Genomic DNA, 22,179 nt, shown 5'->3' on the forward strand with positions numbered 1-22,179 from the left:
TGGATGAGATCTTGTAAAAAACGCGCCCGTTTCCGGGCGCGCTGTCTTAGATGAGAGGTTGGTCTAGGCCTCGATGTGTTCGGCCTCTTTGGGCAGGATCAGGTTCAAGATCACGCCAGCCACACCGGCAAGGCCAATGCCCGCCAACGAAAAGCCACCGCCAAACGGGATCGACAGCCCTCCGATACCGATGACCAAAACGGTCGAGACAATCACCATATTTCGGCTGTTGGTCAGCGCGTCAGCACCGATCCGAACCAGCACTGTCAGGCCGACCACGGTGACCATTCCGAACATCAGGATCATGATGCCGCCCATGACGGGCATTGGGATGGTGCCAAGCGCGCCCGAGACTTTGCCAACGAAGGCCAAAACAATCGCGAAAATCGCAGCCCAGGTCATGATCGCCGGGTTAAAGGCGCGGGTTAGGGTGACGGCCCCGGTGACCTCGGAATAGGTGGTATTGGGGGGACCGCCGACAAGGCCCGCGAACACGGTGGCCAGACCATCGCCCAGCATGGTGTTCTGGATGCCCGGCTCTTTCAAATAGTCCTTCTTGGTGACCGAGCTGATGGCCATGACGTCTCCGAAATGCTCAATCGCTGGGGCGATGGCGACGGGCAGAATAAACAGGATGGCCGCCATGTTGAACTCAGGCGCAACAAAGCCGGGAACGGCAATCCAAGCCGCATCCGAGAAGCTTTGGAAATTCACAAGGCTTTCGCCGGTGATGACCCCAAGGATCAATGCGGCACCGTAGCCTGCAATGACGCCGAAGATGATGGGAACAACCTTGATCATGCCACGACCCCGGATCGCGATCAGCATCGTGGTGCCCAGCGAAATGGCTGCAATGATCAGAGCATAGGATTTCGGCATGATCTGCGTGTCACCAGCCAAGCCTGTTGCCATGTTGATCGCAACAGGCGCCAGCGCCAGACCGATCACCATGATCACGGGCCCCACCACGACGGGCGGCAGATACCGGTGCAACCAGTCCGAACCCCAGATGCGGATGGCGAAGCTGATAGCCACATAAAACAGGCCAGCCGCTGCGAGACCGCCCAAAGTCGCTGGAAGTCCCCAAGTCTGTACGCCGTAAATAATGGGGGCGATGAAAGCAAAGCTGGATGCCAGGAATACCGGCACTTTGCCGCGGGTGACGATCTGGAAGATCAGAGTGCCGACACCCGCCGTGAACAGCGCCACGCTGGGGTCCAGCCCGGTCAGCAGGGGCACCAGAACAAGCGCCCCGAAGGCCACGAACAGCATTTGTGCGCCCACAAGCGCCTGTCCGGGGCTGAATTTATAGTCGGTCTGCGTGATGTCGCGACTCATTATCCTGTCTCTCCTTCGGAATTTCCCGCTGTTTAGCGATTCCGAGAAGAAGCGACAGCCGAAAAAGGAACTGGATGGATCAGGCCTCGTCCGCAGGTCGCATCATTAGCCAAATCAGCGAAGCGCCTGCAAGAGCAAGGAAGGGCACCATGGCGATGTTCACCGCGCTCCAGCCCTCGACAGCGGTGCCGCCCGAGCAGTTCATTAGCCCGCCAGAGGCCAGTGATGCGATGGTCACACAGCCAAAGACGATCATGTCGTTCATGCCCTGGACGCGCCCGCGTTCTTCGGGGGCATGGGCGCCTGCCAGCATCGACGTCGCGCCGATGAAGCCGAAGTTCCAACCGACACCCAAAAGGACCAGCGCAACGAAGAAATTCTCAAGCTCGACCCCTTGCAATGCGACGACCCCGGCAAGGCCAAGAATGGCCAGACCAGCGGCGATGACTTTGCGCGTGCCGAAGCGGGCAATCAGGTGGCCGGTAAAGAAACTGGGCACGAACATGGCCAACACATGTGCGGTGACGACATTGCCCGCCATGTCGGTCTCAAACCCGCAGCCCACGACCGCCAACGGGGTCGAGGTCATGACAAGGTTCATCAGAGCGTAAGAGACCATGCCACAAATGATCGCCACGGCGATCACCGGGTCGCGCAGAAGTTCCATGCGGGAACGGCCCTTGGGCGCGTCCTCGTGCGGTTTTTCCGGCTTGGGAATGTCCAATCCCAGAAACAGAAGGGAACCCAGAAGGTTGATCACAATGATCGTCAGGTAGGCGCCAAGGAATGGGACGACCATCGCGTCATTGGTCAGGTTGAACAATTGGGGTCCGATAATGGCCGAGGCCAATCCACCCGCCATAACATAGGAAATCGCCTTGGGCCGGAACGCAGCCGAGGCCGTGTCGGCGGCCGCAAAGCGATAGAAACCCTGCGCGGACTGGTAGAGCCCCATGAAGAACGACCCGATCAGGAAAATCGTGAAGTCGAACTGCATCAAGCCATAAGCACTGATGGCTGCGCCGACTGTGCCGCCCAGTGTGCCCAGCCAGAACCCAATCCGACGTCCGAAGGTTTGCATGACCCAGCTGACTGGGTTGGCAAAGATCATTGACCCACCCACCATCAGGGAAATCGGCAGCGTCGCCCAGCAGGGGTTTGACGCCAGCGATTGTCCGGCCAGACCGGCCATGGTGAAGATCATCGGCATCTGCGCACCCAGAATGGCCTGCGCAAGCACAAGTATGGTCACATTGCGCTTGGCACGTGCATCATCAGCGGGGGTCAGGGTCGCGTCTGTCATGCGCACATGCGTATCCATGCATGTTCGAATTGACCAGAGTAAATTTAGCTAGATGCAGCGTGGCGATGTCGCAGTCAAACTTGGTCAATCAAATGCGCAAAGCTGCCAGACACATGGCCCTCGATCAACCCCATCGGGGCGAGAGCACGGCCTTCTGCATCCGTGGCGTTAAACAGCGGCGCGCCTTCTGCAAGAAGCGTGGTGGCATAGTGGAACTCATGCGCATTCCAGCGTCCGGCGAACGGACCATGATCTGCGTGCAGAGACCGGTACCCAAGGTGTAGCTTGCGCTTTGCAAAACTGGTTTCGAGCCCCAGCAACCCAAGCATTTCATGGCGAACTCCGTTCTTGTCGGTGATCGCGCGGCCAAGGGTCATATAGCCGCCACACTCGCCATAGATCGGGCAGGTGGCCGCGAGCATTCCCTGCTTGAATGTCTGTGCTGCGGCCAGCTTTCCTGCGTGCAGCTCGGGATACCCGCCGGGCAGGAAGATGAAATCAGCATCAGGAATTGGCGCTTCGTCGGCGAGGGGAGAGAAGGGCAGAACCTCGGCCCCAGCCGCGCGCCAGTCCGAAAGGATATGTGGATAGGCAAAGGCAAACGCTTTGTCCGAGGCGACTGCGATCCGCTGGCCGGGTGGTGCAAGCCGTGTCGCAGTGCTGGGCGTTGCGCTTACATGGCTTGCCAAAGCAACCAGCGCGTCAAGATCAATGGCGGCCTCGACCACATCCGCAACGCGGTCCAGATAGGCTTGCAGGTCAGGATGTTCCTCGGCCTGAACAAGACCCAAATGGCGCGAAGGATGTTCAAGACCCGCTTGGCGATACACGGCCCCCAGAACGGGGATCAGGCTGTCTTGCAGGCTGGCGCGAAGCATGGCCTCGTGCCGTGGACTGCCCACGTGGTTCAGGATGACGCCCGCCACGCGGACCGCGGGGTCGTGTTGGGCAAAGCCATTGACCAGCGGCGCAACCGAATGCGCAAGACGCGCGCAATCCACCACCAGAACGACCGGAAGCCCGAAGGTGCGCGCCAGATCTGCTGTCGCGCCGCGTCCTTCCGGGGGCGCACCGTCAAACAGACCCATGGCCCCTTCGATCAACAGCAGCTCGGCACCAGAACGGGCCAGATCGTGCAAACGTGCCGGACCCATCGCCCATGCATCCAAATTGGGGCATTCGCGCCCACAGGCAGCGGCGTGAAAACGGGGGTCGATGTAATCCGGGCCGGATTTTGCACCGCTGACATCCACGCCACGGCGCGATAGCGCCCGCAACAGGCCAAGGGTCAGGGTGGTTTTGCCGCTGCCAGATGAAGGCGCGGACAGAATCAAGCCGGTTGGCGCTGACATCAGCGGTCCTCGGCCGGGCGGCCTCGGCCCAGCGGATCGGTGTCGCGTGGCGCCAGACCTGAGGCCAGCGCCTGCCAATCCAAGGCCTGCCGCATCAAAACCGCACGCCCCACGCAGATGATGGCCGGAGCGCCGATCCCCTCGCGCGCGGCGTCTTCGACACAGGTGCCTAGGGTGGTTTCCAGCACGCGCTGGTCCGGTGTTGTGGCATTCATGGTGATGGCGACGGGCTCGTCGTTTGGGCGACCGGCGTCGATCAACTCGGACCGGATGCGGTCCAGATGCTTCATCCCCATATATATAACAATGACTTGCGAGCCGCGGGCGATTGCGGACCAGTCCAAGGAACCAGTCGCGTTGCCTGATTGATCGTGGCCGGTAACGAAAGTAACGGACTGGTTCACATCACGATGGGTGACCGGGATGCCGGCATAGGCCAGCCCGCCGATCCCGGCCGAGATGCCGGGGATGATGCGGATCGGTACGCCGTGCTGAACAAGGGTCTGCCCCTCTTCGCCACCACGTCCAAAAACAAAGGGATCGCCGCCTTTCAGGCGCAATACGCGTTTGCCCTCGCGGGCCAGATCCACCAGCCTCAACGAAATATCGCGCTGCTTGGCCGAGGGCTTGCCGCCACGTTTGCCAGCATAGATTACTTCGGCTTCAGGGCGCGCCCAGCTTAAGATCTCGGGCGAGACCAGCGCATCATGTACGATCACATCCGCCTGCATCAGCGCATTCACCGCGTGAATGGTCAGAAGGCCGGGGTCTCCGGGTCCAGCACCACATAGCCAAACCCAGCCGGGCTCCAGCGTGGGCCAGTTATGGCCGGGTAAAACAGGGACGGTATATGCATGCGAGTCAGTCATGCGCCCCTTATGCACCTGTTGGTCGCCCTCGAAAAGCGTAACTGCGACCACACAGAACGGATTGGCGGCGCGGATTTGCATGCCTATAGTCTTTGGAATGGAAAAGACTGATCCCCAGAAACTACGCCGTGGCTGGACCACAGGCGCCTGTGCCACCGCTGCAGTGAAAGCCGCCTTGGACGCGCTGTGGGGGCAGGGTGCGCCCGCACGGGTGACGATCACGCTTCCACGTGGAGAAACACCGGATTTCTTGATCTATGACCTGATTACAGGGGATAACTGGGCGGAAGCTGCGGTCGTGAAGGATGCGGGCGACGATCCGGACGTGACTCACGGCGCAGTGATCCGGGCGCGTGTTGCGCCTGCCAAACCGGGGCAAGGCGTGTTTTTCGTCGCCGGGGACGGCGTGGGCACGGTGACGAAACCCGGCCTGCCGATTCCCGTAGGACAACCTGCCATCAACCCTGTGCCGCGCCAGATGATCAAAGGCGTCGTGCACGAGGCCGCCGCGACCTATGTCCAGTCGGCGGATGTGATTGTCACCATCTCGGTCGAAGATGGCGCAGCGCTGGCCGAAAAGACATGGAACCCTCGGCTTGGTATCAAGGGTGGGCTGTCCATTTTGGGCACCACTGGCATTGTGCGCCCGTTCTCTTGTTCAGCGTGGATCGCGTCGATCCACCGGGGCATTGATGTGGCGCGGGCCGAGGGGCTGACGCATGTTGCGGGCTGCACCGGCGCGACCTCGGAAAAGGTGGTGCAGGGGCTGTTTGACCTGTCTGATGGGGCGATGTTGGACATGGGCGATTTCGCTGGCGGGATGCTGAAATATCTGGCGCGGAACCCGATTGACCGGGTGACCATCGGGGGCGGCATTGGAAAGCTGACGAAGCTGGCGCAAGGTGCACGGGATTTGCATTCGGGACGCAGCCAGGTGGATTTTGATGTGCTCGCAGATTGGCTTGAAGATCCTGAAGTGGACAACATGAATACAGCGCTGCAAGTCTTTGAGAAACATGGGGAAGTAATGTCATCAATGGTTGCCGAAAAGGCGCGGGAGCAGGCGATCCAAATCCTGCGTGGCGCACCGATTTCAGTGGACATTGTCGTGATCGACCGAAAGGGCGAGATTATCGCACAGGCGCAGTGAAGATCCTGCTTCTGGCCGGAACAGGCGAGGCGCGAGCTCTGGCAAAACTCTTGGCGGATCACGGGCAGGATGTACTGGCATCCTTGGCTGGCGTGACACGAGAGCCGATGGCGTATCCCGTGCCAACCCGCGAGGGTGGCTTTGGTGGAGAGGCCGCGCAGCGTGCCTTCATGATCGACCAAGATTTTGATGCTGTGGTGGATGCGACGCACCCTTTTGCGGTGCAGATTTCAAATCGAAGCCATAAGATTAGCGTAGAGCTTTCAAAGCCTTATCTGCGGTTATTAAGGTCAGAATGGCGCGAGGAGGATGGCGATGACTGGTACTTTGTCGATCAGCCCGGAGAAGCCTCAACGCATATCCCATCCGGTGCGCGGGTGTTTTTGGCAACTGGGGCCGCGTCTGTGGCGGATTGGGCAGAGCTGGCTGAAGGGCGCACACTGTTTTGTCGCCGTGTGGACGCGACCGACGATCCCTTTCCCTACGAAGGGGACTGGATCGTAGGGCGTCCTCCGTTCTCGTTGGAGGAAGAATTGGACACTTTGCGCACGCTTGGCATCACCCATCTGGTCAGCAAAAATGCGGGCGGGCCAACCAGCGCCAAGCTGTTGGCGGCACGCCAATTGGGCCTTCCGGTGGTGATGCTGAACCGTCCCGCGTTGCCTGATTGCGATTTCGTTGAAACCCCGCAAGAGGCGCTGGCATGGCTGACACGCTTGAGCCACTAATCCAAGGACAGGCCTGCCTGCAACGCGGTGCGCTGGCACTTTGCCTACAAGAGCCGCGCTTTCAGCTCATTTTTGATCAGCTTGAAGACATTCCCCTTCGGCTGCGCCCGGACGGGTTTTCGGCGCTGATGTTTGCCATCGTGGGGCAGCAAGTCTCGACCGCATCAGCGGCGGCAATCTGGGGGCGGGTGCAGGCGGCGGGGTTTGATGAAACCGACAACGTCGCGCGTGCCAGCGATCAGGATCTGGCAGATGTGGGCCTGTCGCGCCCAAAAATCCGCTATGCCAAGGCGCTGGCTGAAGCAGGAATTGATTATCCGACGCTGCATGAACAGCCAACGGATCAGGTGATCAAAACCCTGACCGCCGTGCCGGGCATTGGAATGTGGACGGCCGAGATCTATGCACTGTTTGCATTGGCCCGTTCGGATGTGTTCCCTGCCGGTGATCTGGCCCTGCAAGAGGCGGCAAAACGCCTGTTTGATTTACCCGACAGGCCGAAAGAAAAGGCCATGCGCATCATGGCGCAGGACTGGTCACCCAACAGGGGCGTTGCGGCGCGGTTGCTGTGGGCCTATTACCGCATGGAAACAGAACGCGAAGGGATAGGCGAATGACCCGCATCTTGGAAAGCAAACGGCGCGAAGCGGCCTCGGGCACCACCAAATCTGTGGTGGTGTTCCTGCATGGCTATGGCGCGGATGGTGCAGATTTGCTGGGGCTGGCCGATCCGCTGTCCGAGCACATGCCGGACACCACCTTTATTGCGCCCGACGCGCCCGAAAAATGCCTGGGCAACCCGATGGGTTACCAGTGGTTCCCGATCCCGTGGTTGGACGGCTCGTCGGAAGAAGACAGCATGCGCGGCGTCGATATGGCCACTGCTGACATCAACGCCTTCCTTGATCAGGTGCTGGAAGACGAGGGCATCGAGCCGTCTCAGCTTATCGTCTTCGGCTTCTCGCAAGGCACGATGATGAGCCTTCGCGTGTTGCCCCGCCGGGATGAACCGATTGCTGGATTGGTGGCGTTTTCCGGTCGGATGCTGGAACCTGATCAGTTTGCTGAAAATGTGGTGTCGAAACTGCCCATTCTGCTGGTGCATGGCGATCAGGATGACATGGTACCTCCGGGTCATTTCAGCGAAAGCGGAGAAGTTTTGCAGGCCGCAGGTTTTGAAACCTACGGCTTCATCATGAAGGGCACAGGGCACGGAATCGCGATGGACGGCCTGTCTGTGGCGCTCAGCTTCATGCGGGACAATCTGGGGATGACCCCGGCAAAGGCCGCAAACTGATCACATCTGGCCCACCGGCTGTCACATCCCTGAGATAATCTGATGATATCCCGCTGGCGACCCCATATGTTGGGGTTGTCAGGTTGTCTTATCAATATATAGTCAACCTATAAGCATGGGGCGGGTGTCCCCGCCCCGACAACCGATTGAGGATGTATACGGGCGAGGATTGGATGCGTCATGGATGGAGATTTCAGGACAGACTTTGTACGTGAAGGCGGTGGTGTCAAACAGCACTCGGCCTTGGTGTTGAACGCGGATTTTAGGCCCTTGTCCTATTATCCGCTGTCCCTGTGGCCGTGGCAGGAGGCCGTGAAAGCGGCGGTGCTAGATCGGGTGAATATATTGGCCGAATATGACGAGGTGGTCAGAAGCCCGTCACTTGAGCTGAAGATCCCCTCGGTCGTGGTTCTGAAAGACTATGTGAAACCTCAAAAGCGCGTGGCCTTCACGCGCTTTAATTTGTTCTTGAGGGACGAATTTTGCTGCCAATACTGCGGTGCGAAGGGGGATCTGACCTTTGACCACGTGGTGCCGCGCGCCGCTGGGGGCGTAACCAGCTGGGAAAACGTGGTGGCGGCCTGTCAGCGGTGCAACTTGCGCAAGGGCTCGAAACCCTTGCGGCGGTCGGGGCTGTCCCTGCGCAAGCCTGCGCGTCAGCCCACCGCCGAAGAGCTGCGCAATGTCGGACGCAAGTTCCCACCCGGCCATTTGCACGACAGTTGGATGGACTTTCTGTACTGGGATACGGAACTCGACGCCTGAACTGTCGGATTTCGCATGACGGCGCGAGGCTGACCCGCTAGCGTCCTTGCAAACAGCAGCGAGGCCACAATGTCAGATCCGTTTTTCACCCCCGTTTCAGGTTTTGATCTGCCGCGCTTTGCCGGCGTGCCGACCTTCATGCGGTTGCCCCATGTAGACTTTGACCATCCCCGGTTTTCAGACGTACAGGTTGGATTGATCGGCGCGCCCTGGGATGGCGGAACCACCAACCGGCCGGGTCCACGTCACGGCCCGCGCCAGCTGCGTGACATGTCCACGATGATCCGTGCGCAGAACGGGGCGACGGGCGTGCGCCCGTTCGAAGCGCTGAATTGCGCTGACCTTGGCGACGTGGCCCCTAATCCTGCAGATGTGATGGATAGCCTGAAACGGATGGAGGCGTTCTATGCCAGCGTCCACGCAGCTGGCATCCGTCCGTTGACCGGCGGCGGAGACCACCTGTGCACACTTCCGATTCTGCGCGCGCTGGCCAAGGACGGACCGGTTGGCATGGTGCATTTCGACAGCCATACCGACCTGTTCCATTCCTATTTTGATGGCACGATGTATACCCACGGCACGCCGTTCCGTCGCGCGGTGGAAGAAGGTCTGCTGGACCCCAAACGTGTGGTGATGATCGGCATCCGTGGCACGGCCTATGACAACGAGGATCGAGACTTTGCCGACAGCGTGGGGATCCGGGTGATTCCCATCGAAGAGTTCCACGCGCGCGGAGTTGATGACGTGATGGTAGAGGCCCGCGAGATTGCCGGGCAGGGCGCGACCTATGTCAGCTATGACATTGATTTCGTTGATCCCGCCTTCGCACCGGGCACCGGCACACCCGAGGTGGGTGGCCCGAATTCCTTTCAAGCCCTGCAGGTCGTGCGTGCCCTTCAAGGGCTGAACATCATCGGCGCTGATCTGGTCGAGGTGTCACCCCCCTTTGATCCCAGTGGCGCGACCGCATATCTGGGTGCCTCGATCATGTTTGAACTTCTTTGCGTGATGGCCAGATAGACTGATCCCTGAACGTCATGTGCTTGTGACCCGCCACAAGGATGCTAGACTTGGTTGGGCGAAGCGGATAGTAGACCGTTGAACGGTTTAGTTAGCGCTAACATATTTGGAGTTTCTGATGGTCTCGCGTGTTATTCCAGTCGATCCTTTTGATCTGGTGATTTTTGGGGGCACAGGTGACCTGTCGCGTCGCAAAATCCTGCCGGGCCTCTATCGGCGCTTCCGTGACGGGCAGATGCCCGAAGGGGCACGGATCATCGGGGCTGCGCGCAGTGATCTTGACGACGAAGGCTTTCGCGATTTCGTGGAAGAGGCCGTGCGCAGCTTTGTTTCCAAGCGCAAATGTGATCCAGAAACCTTGGCGGCGTTTCGTAAAACGCTGTTCTTTGTACAAGTGGATGCTTTGGGTGATGACGGCTGGGCGGAACTAAAAGACAGAAGCAAACCTGATCGGGTGCAGGCGTTCTATTTCTCGGTCGGGCCGCGTCTATTCGGGCCGATTGCTGAACGGTTGCACACCAAAGGGATTGCAGGACCGCAGGCGCGGATCGTGGTTGAGAAACCCTTTGGTCACGACATTGAAACGGCCCGCGCGTTGAACGCCACGCTGGCTGAACATTTCGACGAAAGCCAGATCTACCGCATTGATCACTATCTTGGAAAAGAGACGGTACAAAACCTGATGGCACTGCGGTTTGGCAATATGCTGTTCGAGCCGCTTTGGAATGCGCAATACGTGGACCACATCCAGATCACCGTAGCCGAGACGGTCGGTGTCGAAGGACGGGGCGACTATTATGACAAGTCAGGTGCCATGCGTGACATGGTGCAAAACCACCTGATGCAACTTCTGTGTCTGACGGCAATGGAACCCCCCTCGAAGTTTGATTCGGATGCGGTGCGGGATGAAAAGCTGAAGATCATTCGCGCTCTTGATCCTATCGCTCCTGAAGATCTGGTGAGGGGGCAGTATGCGGGGGACGACGAAACCGCCTCGTATCTGGCTGATGCAGAAACTGACAGCAGTGATACGGAAAGCTTCGTAGCGATGAAGCTGCATATCGCAAACTGGCGCTGGAATGGCACTCCGTTTTACCTGCGCACAGGTAAACGGCTTAAGGCGCGCATGTCAGAGATTGTCGTGCGTTTCAAAGAGCCGCCCCATTCGATTTTCGAAGCCGACACAGGACAATCCGCCAACGAGCTGTCCATTCGGTTGCAACCGAATGAAGGTATGGACCTGAAAGTTACGATCAAAGAGCCGGGGCCGGGCGGTATGCGCCTGATCGATGTGCCTTTGGACATGACCTTTGCCGATGCTTTGGGGGAAGAACTGGCTGATTCACCAGACGCTTATGAACGCCTGATCATGGACGTGATCCGTGGCAACCAGACGCTGTTCATGCGTGGGGACGAAGTCGAGGCCGCTTGGGCCTGGACGGATCCGATCATCGAAGATTGGGAGCGGCGACGTGATAAACCCACCGTCTACGAGCCGTTCTCGACCGGGCCGGAAGAGGCGCTTATGCTGCTTCACAAGGATGGCCGTCGCTGGAGGGAGATTCGCGAATGAATCTGATTGAATATGCGGATCGAGACATGATGATGTTGGATCTGGCCGATGTGCTGGCCTCCGAGCTGTCCTCGATGCTGGATCACGAAGAGCGGGCATCGTTGGCGGTGCCGGGCGGGACAACGCCGGGACCGGTTTTCGATGCGCTTAGCGCCGTGGATCTGGATTGGGCGCGTGTTGATGTTCTGCTGACTGACGAACGCTGGGTGCCCGAGGATAGCCCTCGGTCGAACACTGCGCTGCTGCGCTCGCGGCTGTTGGTTGGGCATGCTGCCAAGGCCAATCTGGTACCGCTTTATGCAGATAGCCCACGGCCCGAAGATGCCTTGCCCGAACTGTCGCGCGGGATTGACGCGATCACTCCGATTTCCGTCGTGCTTTTGGGTATGGGCGAAGATATGCACACGGCGAGCCTGTTTCCGGGCGCTGATCATTTGGATGAAGCCCTTTCACGCCACGCACCAGCTTTGCTTCCAATGCGCGCGCCCGGGGCGGATGAGCCCCGCGTGACGTTGACAGCACCTATTTTAAACGGAGCTATGTCCAAGCATCTTTTGATCCTAGGTGACGCGAAGCGTGACGCGCTGAACAAGGCCATGGCCGAGAAACACGCCCGTCTTGCGCCGGTGAAGGCGGTGATGTCGGATATGACCGTACACTGGGCGGAATAAACCGGGCGAATGTCTGCCCCCGGGGAGAATTATGAGTATTGAAAAGCTTATTGAGCATCAGAGTACATTAACGGCGACACGTTTGACCGACCTGTTCGAGGCTGATCCCAGCAGGGCCGGACGCTATAGCTCTCAGGCTGCTGGATTGTATTTCGACTGGTCAAAAACCGGTCTGGATGATCAGGCTGTGGACCTGCTTTTGTCATTTGCAGACGACGCAGGAATGGCGGCTCGACGTGACCAGATGTTTCAGGGCGACAAGATCAACGTGACCGAGGATCGTGCTGTTTTGCATACCGTTCTACGTGCCGGGTCAGAGGTCGAGGTGCGGGTGGATGGTGAAGATGTCATTCCCGGTGTCCACGACACGCTTGCGCGGATGCGGGATTTCGCAACGCGCCTGCGCTCGGGTCAGATCCGCGCTCCGGGCGGTGGGCGCTATCGGGATGTTGTGAACATCGGGATTGGCGGATCGGATCTTGGTCCAGCGATGGCCACGCGGGCGCTTTCGCCCTATCACGATGGGCTGCGGGTGCATTTCGTGTCCAATGTGGATGGGGCACAGATTGCGGATGTTTTGCGCGGGCTGAACCCGGCAGAGACGCTGATCATGGTGGCCTCGAAAACCTTTACCACCATTGAGACCATGACCAACGCGGCCACCGCGCGCGATTGGCTTTTGCGTGATGTGCATGCCGATGTAGTTGGTCTGCATTTTGCGGCGCTGTCATCAAACTTGGAAAAAACTGCCGAGTGGGGCATCGCTGCCGAGCGCGTCTTTGGATTCGAAGACTGGGTTGGTGGACGGTATTCCATGTGGGGACCGATCGGCCTGTCACTGATGATCGCCATCGGGCCAGACAGGTTCGATCAGATGCTGGCCGGCGCGCGCGCGATGGACCAGCATTTTCAAACCTCCGAAGGCCGCGCGAACATGCCTCTGATGTTGGCCTTGGTCGGTTTTTGGCACCGGCAGGTCTGCGGTTATCCGACCCGCGCGGTTTTGCCGTATGAACAGCGTCTGGCGCGTCTGCCTGCCTATCTTCAACAGCTAGAGATGGAGAGTAATGGCAAACGCGTTGCACTGGATGGGACGGCGCTGGATCTGCCGTCCGGGCCGGTGGTTTGGGGCGAGCCGGGGACAAACGGCCAGCATGCGTTTTACCAACTGATCCATCAGGGCACGGACATCATTCCTTGCGAGTTCATGGTCGGGGCGGAAGGGCACGAGCCAGATCTGGCGCACCAACATTTGCTATTGGTTGCCAACTGCCTGGCGCAGTCGCAGGCCCTGATGACCGGGCGCAGCCTGTCCGAAGCCCGCACGCTCATGCAGGAAAAAGGCTTCGAGGGGGATGAGTTGGAGCGTCAGGCGGCCCATCGCGTCTTTCCGGGCAATCGCCCGTCGACCACATTGGTCTATCCCAAACTGACGCCCGAGGTGTTGGGCGCCATCGTCGCTCTCTACGAACACCGCGTTTTTGTAGAAGGGGTTCTGCTTGGCCTCAACTCGTTCGATCAATGGGGGGTTGAGCTGGGCAAAGAACTTGCCGTCGCATTGTCACCGGTGTTGCAGGGCGATGAGGCTGCCGAGGGTCTAGACGGATCAACGCGTGCACTGATTGATGTGCTGGATAAGTTTGGGTCCACAAGAGATTGATGGCAAAAGATTAATCAGGATTCCCTATCGGACCCTTCGGTGTGCGCTAGCCAGTGGATTGCGTCATAAACCTGCGCACGTATCGGCTCGGCTTCCATCAGAACTTCGTGTTCACAGCCCTGCATCAGATCAAGCCGACCTTCGCGCCACCGTCCCATCAACTCGTGAATTGGCTCTGATTCTACGATGCGTTCTTGCGTCCCCAAGAAGGTCACACAGGGCGTCTTCGGGGTCTGCAGCTTCATCAAATCCGTGGTCTCGCGCAGTGCGGCGTACAGCCAGCCCGCCGTCGGCCCACCCAACGTCAGCTCGGGACGGGCACTGGCCTGAAGTTGCATCAGCGCGTACATCTCGGGATCGGTGGTCAGCATGTTGTCTTCAAACGGCTGAATGTCGACATAGGTCTTTCGCGCCGTGCCGGGGGTCAACATCAGCTTCCACGGTGTCTGATGGAGCGCCCAAGACACGCCCCAAGCTATCGGGCGCAAGGCCGAGGCGATGGTAATTCCCCACATCGGCGCAGAAAAACAGGCGCCCTTGACGTCCAGCCCTTCATGAAGTGACCGCAAGCCGATGCAGCCCCCCATGGAATGCCCCGTTAGGATGAAGGGGCGGGGTAGGTCCAATTCCTCGGCCAGTGTCATCATGGCGGCCACATCTAACTGGTACTCAGAGAAGTGCCCGACATGGCCCAGCAGGCGATCCTGATCTGCGCGATCTGATAAGCCTTGCCCACGCCAGTCGATGCTGAGGGTGGCAAATCCGAGATTTGCCAATTCTGCGGCGATCAGGCCGTATTTCTCGACATATTCAGTGCGGCCTGGAAACAGCAGCACCGTACCGGCCTGGCCTGTGTCTTTGGATGCAGGCCAAAACCCAAGCCGGATCCGCACACCATCCGACGTCTCACGCCAAAAGGCCCGCCCATTGGCGGGTCCTTGAGCGATGTCGTCGAACAAAGGGGCGTCGGAGTTCTTCATTCCGCGGATCCTTGCCGAATAGTCGTGGTTTTACGCCAGTACAGCGCCAAGCTGCATGGCAAGACCCATATTGCCGTCTACAGCCAGTTTCCCGGTCATGAAGGCCGTGGTCGGGTTCAGTTCGCCCGACAACATGTCTTGGAAGACGTCGGCATCTGCAGTCAGGGTTACGTCTGCCTCTTCATCGCCAGCTCGAACGCCGTCACCGTCAATGATGATGCCGCCTTCGCCATTGATGACGAATTTGGCTGTGCCACCATCAAATCCGGTGCCTACTTTGTCGCTCAGAGCGGCCACTGCCGTGTTGATCACTTCGCTCAATTCTATTCCTCCGAAAATGGCCCATTGGGCGTGGATGTCACGATCATGCTAGATCAAAGTTTCCGCGAACGTAAACCGGTTTTCGCGCAGTCGACGCAAGGGAACGCAATGTTTCTGCATGTATTGATCGCGACTTACACGCGAATGTCACTATTCCCGAAGGATTTCTCGCGCTAACATTTCGTATGCGCATGTTTTCGCTGATCATACTGTTTGTTGTGTTGGTTGGGGTGACCCCACCGACGGCGATGTTTGCGCAGGATAGCAAAGAACAGTTGGATGATCTGTTTTCGCAGCTTCAAACTGCCGACGACAGCAATTGGGAAGCGCTTGAAGACGAGATCTGGGAGCTCTGGTCGCGTTCTGGTTCAGATGCGATGGATCTTCTGTTGCAGCGTGGTCAGAACGCGCTTGAAAAGGGCGATCTGGAACGTGCAATTGCCCACCTCAGTGCGCTTACCGATCACGCCCCGAGCTTCGCAGAGGGGTGGAATGCCCGCGCCACGGCATTTTACATGTCCGGAGAGCTGGGGCTTTCCCTGAATGACATCGCGCAAACACTGTCATTGGAGCCGCGCCATTTCGGTGCGTTGACGGGACTGGGATTGATCCTGGAGGAGCTGGGAAATGAAACTCGCGCACTTGAAGCTTACCGCCACGCCCTTGCTATACATCCGCACAGTGACGACATAAAAGGCGCAGTGGCCCGTTTGGAACAAAAACGGGTGAAGGATATTTGATCGCCTGAACTTTGGGCGGGGCGTCGAAAGGGCAGAGCATGGTTTCCGACAGCGCGCGAGGTGGCCCGCGGATCACTGCCGTTCTGGGTCCGACGAATACTGGCAAAACGCATTATGCGCTTGAGCGGATGCTGGGCTATCGCACCGGTGTGATTGGCTTGCCGCTGCGCCTTTTGGCGCGCGAGGTTTACGACAAGCTGGTTGGTCTGCGTGGCCCCAATGCGGTTGCACTTGTCACCGGCGAAGAACGCATCGTTCCCGATCGCGCCCAATACTGGGTCGCCACAGTCGAGGCTATGCCATTGGGGCTAGGGGCTGAATTCGTCGCCATCGACGAAGTCCAGCTATGTACGGATGCCGAGCGGGGACATGTCTTTACCGACCGGCTGCTGAACATGCGTGGGACGCAGGAAACCCTGTTTTTGGGGGCCGATACGATGCGGCCCGTCATCGCGGGGCTGGTGCCAGATGTGCAGTTTCTGCGCCGAGAACGGTTTTCCGAGCTGATCCATGCCGGATCGAAGAAGCTTAGCCGCATGCCCGGGCGGTCGGCCATCGTGGGGTTCTCGGTCGACAACCTTTATGCCATTGCCGAATTGATGCGCCGTCAAAAGGGCGGGGTGGCTGTGGTGATGGGCGCGCTGTCGCCGCGCACTCGGAATGCTCAGGTCGAGATGTATCAGAACGGAGATGTCGACTATCTGGTCGCCACAGATGCCATCGGTATGGGGTTGAACCTTGATATCGACCACGTGGCGTTCTCGGCGTTGACCAAGTTTGACGGCCACCGGATGCGTCCTTTGTTGCCCAGCGAGCTGGCACAGATTGCGGGCCGGGCAGGGCGACATATGAACCACGGCTCGTTCGGCGTGACGGGCGAAGCGCCGCTGATGTCCGATGAGGTTGCGGATGCAATCTGTTCGCACCAGTTCGCCCCCGACAAGAAGCTTTTCTGGCGCAACCGCGATCTGGTCTTCGGCTCGATTCAGGCCTTGATCCGGTCGCTTGAGGCTCCGACCAGCAATGATTGGCTGACTCGTGGGCGGGATGCCGACGATGTTATGGCGCTGAAGCTTCTGGCCAAGGATGCCGAGGTGACTGCGCGCGCCACCGATGGGCGGTCTGTGTCGCTTCTATGGGAGCTCTGCCAGCTGCCGGACTTCCGGGGTATCAGCCATGGGGAACACGCGGGGCTGATCACGCAGCTTTTCAACGATATCCATCAATATGGTCAGGTCAAACGCGACTGGTTCGCACGGCAGGTCAAGCGCATCGATCGCACGGATGGCGACATTGATGCACTGTCCAAACGCTTGGCCTATATCCGCACATGGACCTATGTGGCGCAACGCCGCGACTGGTTGGACGATGTTAGCCATTGGCGAGGCGAGACTCGTGCTGTAGAAGATCGCCTGTCGGATGCGTTACACGAGCGTCTGACCCAAAGATTTGTTGATCGGCGCACAAGCGTTTTGCTGCGCCGGTTGAAGCAGAAGGAGAGCCTTGTGGCTGACGTGAACGATAAAGGTGAAGTGACGGTAGAAGGCCAGTTTGTTGGCCGATTGGAGGGGTTCCGGTTCAGCCAGGACACCGCCCAGACACCGGAAGAAGCCAAAACCCTGCGGGCTGCCAGCCTGAAGGCTTTGGCACCAGAATTTCACCTGCGGGCAGACCGTTTTTATAACGCGCCCGACACCGAGATGGACTTCACCGAACAAGGTGGCCTGATGTGGGGCGAGCATGCCGTGGGCAAGCTGGTCAAAGGTGATGACGTGGCCAAGCCGCGCGTACAGGCTTTTGTCGATGACGAGGCCGGTTCGGATGTCGCTGAAAAGGTCACGCGCCGTTTGCAGCATTTCATCGACCGCAAGGTGCAGGCGTTGTTCGAGCCTCTGACCACGATCGAGAAAGACGAGACCCTGACCGGCATGGCCCGTGGCTTCGGCTTCCGCATGATCGAAAATCTGGGCATCATCCCGCGCGATCAGGTCGCCGGCGAGGTCAAGGATCTGGATCAGGACGCCCGTGGCGCGCTGCGCAAGCACGGTGTGCGTTTTGGTCAGTTCACCATTTTCATGCCGCTTCTGCTGAAGCCCGCGCCGACTCGTTTGCGTCTGGTGCTGGATGGCTTGTGGAAAGGTCTAGACGAATTCCCCGAAAGCCCGCCCCCCGGTCTGGTAACGATCCCTGTGGTCGAAGGCGTGGACAGCTCGGCCTATCTTCTGTCGGGCTATCGCCCCTCAGGAACTCGTGCGATCCGCATCGATATGCTGGAGCGTCTGGCCGATCAGCTGCGCGTAGAAGACAGCCGTGGCGGGTTTGAAGCCAAGGCCGATATGCTGTCGATTACCGGCATGACGCTGGAGCAGTTCTCGGACTTGATGCAAGGTCTGGGTTACAAGGCTGAGAAGGGCGAGCGCGCGAAAGTCAAAGCGGTGGCCGAGGCCGCTGCTGAAGACGTTTCTTCCGAAGCACCTGCTGCAGAAGCCCCCGCCGAAGCCCCGACTGCTGAAGAAGCGCCTGTTGAAGCTGCGTCTGAGGCCACCGAGGCTGCTGCCGAAGGCACCGGCCCCGAAATGGAGACCTTCTTCACCTTCACATGGGGTGGCTTTGGTCGCGCCCGTCAGGGTGGCGCTGGTAAACCGCGTGGCGAACGCGGGCAGGGCAAACCGGGCGGCAAACCGCGTGGTGATCGTTCGGGCGGCAAGCCCAAACGCGGCAAGGGTCCGAACAAAGGCCCGCGCGACATGAAGCCGAAAAGCTATCAGTCCGGTCCGAAGAAAGAAAAAGCCATCGACCCGGACAACCCCTTTGCAGCGGCCCTGATGGGTCTGAAAGACAAGGGCTAAGCCGCGATGGCGGACACTCAGGGGAAGGGCGGTTCGCCGCCCGCCCCGACAGGATCGAAAATGCGCGTGGACAAATGGTTGTGGCACGCGCGTTTTTTTAAGACCCGAGGGCTGGCCACCAAACTGGTTTCAGCCGGACATATGCGGGTCAATGGCGACAAGATCGCGAAAGCTTCACATGGAATCACCACAGGCGACGTCCTGACCTTTCCGCAGGCCAAACAGGTGCGCGTGATCCGTATTGTGACCCTGTCGACACGCCGTGGCCCGGCGCCAGAGGCGCAAGAGCTTTACGAAGACCTTGATCCCCCCGCCCTGAAGACGGACAATGTTCCGCAATCACAAGCATCAGCGCCAAAAACGGTCGGGAAGGGCCGTCCGACTAAGAAAGATCGTCGCATCTTGGATCAAACCCGCAGGTCCATGCTTGATTGATCCCGCGCGCTGTCCTAAGTGAGGCCAAGACCAAATTGAAGGTGCCACAATGACCTATGTCGTCCAAGATAACTGCATCGCCTGCAAATACACTGACTGTGTGGAAGTTTGCCCCGTAGATTGTTTCTATGAAGGTGAAAACATGCTGGTCATTCATCCAGACGAATGCATCGACTGTGGTGTGTGTGAACCGGAATGTCCGGCGGACGCCATTCGTGCGGATACCGAGCCGGGGACGGAAAAATGGGTTGAGTTCAACCGCAAATACTCGGAACTGTGGCCCGTGATCATCGAGCGCAAGGACCCGCTGCCCGAAGCTGAAGAGCGTGACGGTGAAGACGGCAAGCTCGAGAAATATTTCTCGGAAGAACCTGCCGAGCAATAAGCCATTTCTGCCGATTGGTGGGGTTGTCGAAATCTGCAGTCACGGCAGAGGTTGACCGACTGGTCAAACTTCTGCATTGCAGCGCTTTTCCAAGCCCTGTTTTTATGGTATACTAACAACAAATCTTGGGTCGATTGTGACGCCCTGTACCTGAGGCAGGGCGTTTTATTTCGGTGAGTCGTGACTTTTTTGCGCGGGCTTTCAGCGCCGCCAACTCGTTTTGTCCGATTGCGCCGATCCATGACACCCGACTGTAACAAAGACGCGAAGGATCGCTATAATGAGCAAGAAGAAACTGGATTTCCGCCCGAACGAATACGTTGTCTATCCGGCCCATGGTGTTGGACAGGTCGTATCGATCGAGGAACAGGAAGTTGCCGGGATCAAGCTTGAGTTGTTTGTGATTTCATTTGAGAAAGACAAGATGACTTTGCGGGTGCCCACCAACAAAGCCACCGAAGTTGGAATGCGTGGACTGTCCAGCCCGGACGAAATTACCCAGGCAATGACCACCTTGAAAGGCAAAGCCCGTGTGAAACGCGCCATGTGGTCGCGTCGTGCGCAGGAATATGAACAGAAAATCAACTCGGGCGATTTGATCGCAATTGCCGAGGTCGTGCGCGATTTGCACCGCACCGATGATCAGCGCGAGCAGAGCTATTCCGAGCGTCAGCTTTATGAAGCTGCGCTGGAGCGTCTGACCCGCGAAGTTGCTGCCGTGGGTGGCGGTGACGAGCTGGCCGCACAGAAAAAGGTCTCGGACGTTTTGATGTCGCGCGCTGCTGCTGCGTGATCTCGTCCTAAGTCGTTAGAAAAGCCGTCTGCCATGTGCAGGCGGCTTTTTTTATGAGATCAGGCTGACCATGACAGCCAGACCTATGATCTCGCTGATCTGTTGCGACGCGCCCAGCACATCTCCGGTCTGTCCGCCGATCTTGGCTTTCGCCAGTGCCGCCAGTGCAAGGGCGCCGATCCCGAGGCAGACCAAAAGCGGCAGCAGGACGCTTGGCATCGCGATCAACACGACCAGACCCGTGACGCCGCTTGCACACCAAGCTGTGACCGCCGGGGGACGCCCGACCTGACTGGCCAAGCCATGTCCGCGCGCATTGGGCAGGGCTGCCATCAGAAGGACCATAGGAAGGCGGCTGCTGACGGCGATGACGACTAGCACGGATAGCACACCCGGGGTGGTCAGCAGTACGGCAAGGGCCGAGACGCGCAGACCTAGCGACAAAATCAACCCAATCACGCCATAGGCCCCGATCCGGCTATCTTTCATGATGTCTAGCCGCCGATCTCGATCGTAGCCGCCCCAAAACCCATCTGCGACATCGGCCAAGCCGTCCTCGTGCAGGGCGCCGGTGACCATGATTTGTCCCAACAGTGCCAGACAGGCTGCAAATAGCGGCGGAAGCCCGGTAGACAGGGCCGCTACGCCCAGTCCCCATCCGATCAGCGCTGGCACCAGCCCGGCCAGCGGCCACGCCCACGCAGACCGAGCAGCCCGTTGGGTCGCAAGCTCTGCGTCCACCCGTATCGGTAGACGTGTCAAAAGCCCTATCGCCGCTGGGATATCCGCCGGATGCAGGATTGGCTTCGATCTGTCGTGTTTCGTCATATTTGGTCTTTTGCAGTCTGGTTGCAGTTGTCCCCCATCGGTAAAGAGGGTGAGGAAATGAATCAATCAAGGAGTCTCGCCATGTCGCAACAGCCATTCTCGACCCTGGCCGAGTTCAAGGCGCTGCTTGAGGCGGCGAACGGCCCGGATGCGGCGGCGATCCAAGCAGCACAAGAGCGCAACGGCCAGTTGACCAAGCCCCCCGGCGCGCTGGGTCGGTTGGAGGAACTGGCGATTTGGGTAGCTGGCTGGCAAGGAAACGGGCGTCCCGAGCTGAATGCGCCTCAGGTCGTTGTGTTTGCAGGCAACCATGGTGTGACCGCGCAAGGCGTGTCGGCTTTCCCGGCGGAAGTGACCGAACAGATGGTGCTGAACTTCCAGCATGGCGGGGCGGCGATCAATCAGCTGTCCAAGGCCGCAGGCGCCCAGATGGACGTTCACGCGCTGGAGCTGGATCGCCCTACACAAGATTTCACCCAAGGCCCAGCCATGAGCGAGGACGAGGTTGTATCGGCGCTTCTGGTTGGCTGGAACGCAGTCAGCGAGGGTGCCGACCTTCTGGTGACGGGCGAGATGGGGATCGGTAACACGACCTCTGCCGCCGCATTGTTCTTGGCGCTTTATGGTGGCGAGGCCGAGGATTGGGTCGGGCGTGGAACCGGCGTTGACGATGATGGTCTGGTCCTGAAAGCCCGCGTCATCCGCGAAGGTTTGGCCGCCAACCCTGCAGTCTCGGGCAATGGGCTTGAAGCTCTTCGTTGTCTGGGGGGCCGCGAGGTCGCGGCGATGGCCGGCGCCATGGCGCGCGCGCGTGTGCTGGGCGTTCCGGTGATCCTTGATGGGTTCATCTCGACCGCCGCTGCCGCCTGTTTGCAGGATAGTGTGCCGGGGTCATTGGATCACACGGTTGCCGGTCACGTTTCAGCCGAGCTGGCACATGCCAACGCACTGGACCGTCTTGGCAAAGAACCGCTTTTGTCGCTGGGCATGCGGCTTGGTGAAGGCTCGGGCGCCGGGGTTGCGATCAATATCCTGAAGGCTGCCATCGCCTGCCATTCGGGCATGGCGACCTTTGCCGAGGCCGGAGTTTCGGACGGTTAACCACAGTTCATATCTGATTGG

Annotated in this window: 22 protein-coding genes; 15 read left to right on the forward strand and 7 right to left on the reverse strand. The window is 59.1% G+C overall.

Going from position 1 to position 22,179, the window contains the following annotated elements; all coding sequences use genetic code 11:
- Positions 1 to 63: 63 nt before the first annotated feature.
- The 4 genes from ALP8811_RS05865 to cobA form a co-directional block, all read right to left on the reverse strand.
- The gene (locus ALP8811_RS05865; RefSeq protein ID WP_108856210.1) at positions 64 to 1,338 is read right to left on the reverse strand and encodes a uracil-xanthine permease family protein; all 1,275 of its coding nucleotides are present in this window, start codon (positions 1,336 to 1,338) and stop codon (positions 64 to 66) included.
- Between the two features lie 79 nt (positions 1,339 to 1,417).
- Positions 1,418 to 2,641 carry an MFS transporter gene (locus ALP8811_RS05870; RefSeq protein WP_108857455.1) on the reverse strand — a complete coding sequence of 408 codons (1,224 nt, stop codon included), beginning with the start codon at positions 2,639 to 2,641 and terminating at the stop codon, positions 1,418 to 1,420.
- A 74-nt stretch (positions 2,642 to 2,715) separates the two neighbouring features.
- Positions 2,716 to 3,993 carry a cobyrinic acid a,c-diamide synthase CobB gene (locus ALP8811_RS05875; RefSeq protein WP_108856211.1) on the reverse strand — a complete coding sequence of 426 codons (1,278 nt, stop codon included), beginning with the start codon at positions 3,991 to 3,993 and terminating at the stop codon, positions 2,716 to 2,718.
- Entirely contained in the window at positions 3,993 to 4,862 is an 870-nt protein-coding gene (gene cobA / locus ALP8811_RS05880) for a uroporphyrinogen-III C-methyltransferase (RefSeq protein ID WP_108857456.1), read from the reverse strand. The genes ALP8811_RS05875 and cobA overlap by 1 nt, the downstream gene beginning before the upstream one ends.
- A 97-nt stretch (positions 4,863 to 4,959) precedes the next feature.
- On the opposite strand from cobA, the gene ALP8811_RS05885 reads away from it, so the two are divergent.
- From ALP8811_RS05885 to pgi, 9 genes are all read left to right on the forward strand, one after another.
- On the forward strand, positions 4,960 to 6,012 hold the full coding sequence (locus tag ALP8811_RS05885) for a cobalt-precorrin-5B (C(1))-methyltransferase (protein ID WP_108856212.1): 1,053 nt from the start codon (positions 4,960 to 4,962) through the stop codon (positions 6,010 to 6,012).
- Complete coding sequence (locus tag ALP8811_RS05890; protein ID WP_108856213.1) at positions 6,009 to 6,740, forward strand: precorrin-6A/cobalt-precorrin-6A reductase; 732 nt, start codon at positions 6,009 to 6,011, stop codon at positions 6,738 to 6,740. The genes ALP8811_RS05885 and ALP8811_RS05890 overlap by 4 nt, the downstream gene beginning before the upstream one ends.
- Positions 6,716 to 7,357, forward strand: a complete 642-nt coding sequence (locus ALP8811_RS05895) for a DNA-3-methyladenine glycosylase family protein (RefSeq protein WP_108856214.1) — start codon at positions 6,716 to 6,718, stop codon at positions 7,355 to 7,357. Before ALP8811_RS05890 ends, ALP8811_RS05895 begins: the two co-directional genes overlap by 25 nt.
- A complete protein-coding gene (locus ALP8811_RS05900; RefSeq protein WP_108856215.1) occupies positions 7,354 to 8,037 on the forward strand; it encodes an alpha/beta hydrolase in 684 nt (227 codons plus the stop codon). Before ALP8811_RS05895 ends, ALP8811_RS05900 begins: the two co-directional genes overlap by 4 nt.
- A gap of 180 nt (positions 8,038 to 8,217) precedes the next feature.
- A complete protein-coding gene (locus ALP8811_RS05905) occupies positions 8,218 to 8,802 on the forward strand; it encodes an HNH endonuclease (protein ID WP_108856216.1) in 585 nt (194 codons plus the stop codon).
- A gap of 69 nt (positions 8,803 to 8,871) precedes the next feature.
- Positions 8,872 to 9,822: an agmatinase gene (locus ALP8811_RS05910; RefSeq protein WP_108856217.1), complete on the forward strand. Its 951-nt coding sequence runs from the start codon at positions 8,872 to 8,874 to the stop codon at positions 9,820 to 9,822.
- 118 nt (positions 9,823 to 9,940) lie between these two features.
- The gene (gene zwf / locus ALP8811_RS05915) at positions 9,941 to 11,395 is read left to right on the forward strand and encodes a glucose-6-phosphate dehydrogenase (protein WP_108856218.1); all 1,455 of its coding nucleotides are present in this window, start codon (positions 9,941 to 9,943) and stop codon (positions 11,393 to 11,395) included.
- Positions 11,392 to 12,066: a 6-phosphogluconolactonase gene (gene pgl, locus ALP8811_RS05920; RefSeq protein WP_108856219.1), complete on the forward strand. Its 675-nt coding sequence runs from the start codon at positions 11,392 to 11,394 to the stop codon at positions 12,064 to 12,066. Before zwf ends, pgl begins: the two co-directional genes overlap by 4 nt.
- A gap of 31 nt (positions 12,067 to 12,097) precedes the next feature.
- Positions 12,098 to 13,726 carry a glucose-6-phosphate isomerase gene (gene pgi, locus ALP8811_RS05925; RefSeq protein WP_108856220.1) on the forward strand — a complete coding sequence of 543 codons (1,629 nt, stop codon included), beginning with the start codon at positions 12,098 to 12,100 and terminating at the stop codon, positions 13,724 to 13,726.
- Between the two features lie 14 nt (positions 13,727 to 13,740).
- On the opposite strand, the gene ALP8811_RS05930 is transcribed toward pgi, so the two are convergent.
- On the reverse strand, positions 13,741 to 14,706 hold the full coding sequence (locus ALP8811_RS05930) for an alpha/beta fold hydrolase (RefSeq protein ID WP_108856221.1): 966 nt from the start codon (positions 14,704 to 14,706) through the stop codon (positions 13,741 to 13,743).
- Between the two features lie 30 nt (positions 14,707 to 14,736).
- Entirely contained in the window at positions 14,737 to 15,027 is a 291-nt protein-coding gene (locus ALP8811_RS05935) for an SCP2 sterol-binding domain-containing protein (protein WP_108856222.1), read from the reverse strand.
- Between the two features lie 191 nt (positions 15,028 to 15,218).
- Here ALP8811_RS05935 and ALP8811_RS05940 point away from each other — a divergent pair, with 191 nt between their 5' ends.
- From ALP8811_RS05940 to ALP8811_RS05960, 5 genes are all read left to right on the forward strand, one after another.
- Positions 15,219 to 15,767, forward strand: a complete 549-nt coding sequence (locus tag ALP8811_RS05940; protein ID WP_245924580.1) for a tetratricopeptide repeat protein — start codon at positions 15,219 to 15,221, stop codon at positions 15,765 to 15,767.
- 38 nt (positions 15,768 to 15,805) lie between these two features.
- Positions 15,806 to 18,616: a helicase-related protein gene (locus ALP8811_RS05945; RefSeq protein ID WP_108856223.1), complete on the forward strand. Its 2,811-nt coding sequence runs from the start codon at positions 15,806 to 15,808 to the stop codon at positions 18,614 to 18,616.
- A 6-nt stretch (positions 18,617 to 18,622) separates the two neighbouring features.
- A complete protein-coding gene (locus ALP8811_RS05950; protein ID WP_108856224.1) occupies positions 18,623 to 19,051 on the forward strand; it encodes an RNA-binding S4 domain-containing protein in 429 nt (142 codons plus the stop codon).
- 49 nt (positions 19,052 to 19,100) lie between these two features.
- Entirely contained in the window at positions 19,101 to 19,436 is a 336-nt protein-coding gene (gene fdxA, locus ALP8811_RS05955) for a ferredoxin FdxA (RefSeq protein WP_108856225.1), read from the forward strand.
- 280 nt (positions 19,437 to 19,716) lie between these two features.
- Positions 19,717 to 20,229: a CarD family transcriptional regulator gene (locus ALP8811_RS05960; protein WP_370738882.1), complete on the forward strand. Its 513-nt coding sequence runs from the start codon at positions 19,717 to 19,719 to the stop codon at positions 20,227 to 20,229.
- 51 nt (positions 20,230 to 20,280) lie between these two features.
- Here ALP8811_RS05960 and cobS read toward each other — a convergent pair whose 3' ends face one another.
- Complete coding sequence (gene cobS, locus ALP8811_RS05965) at positions 20,281 to 21,057, reverse strand: adenosylcobinamide-GDP ribazoletransferase (protein WP_108856227.1); 777 nt, start codon at positions 21,055 to 21,057, stop codon at positions 20,281 to 20,283.
- 81 nt (positions 21,058 to 21,138) lie between these two features.
- Between cobS and cobT the strand changes: the two genes are divergently transcribed.
- Positions 21,139 to 22,158: a nicotinate-nucleotide--dimethylbenzimidazole phosphoribosyltransferase gene (gene cobT, locus ALP8811_RS05970; RefSeq protein WP_108856228.1), complete on the forward strand. Its 1,020-nt coding sequence runs from the start codon at positions 21,139 to 21,141 to the stop codon at positions 22,156 to 22,158.
- The last annotated feature ends 21 nt before the right edge of the window (positions 22,159 to 22,179 follow it).

It is taken from the genome of Aliiroseovarius pelagivivens (genome assembly GCF_900302485.1).
GTDB lineage: Bacteria > Pseudomonadota > Alphaproteobacteria > Rhodobacterales > Rhodobacteraceae > Aliiroseovarius > Aliiroseovarius pelagivivens.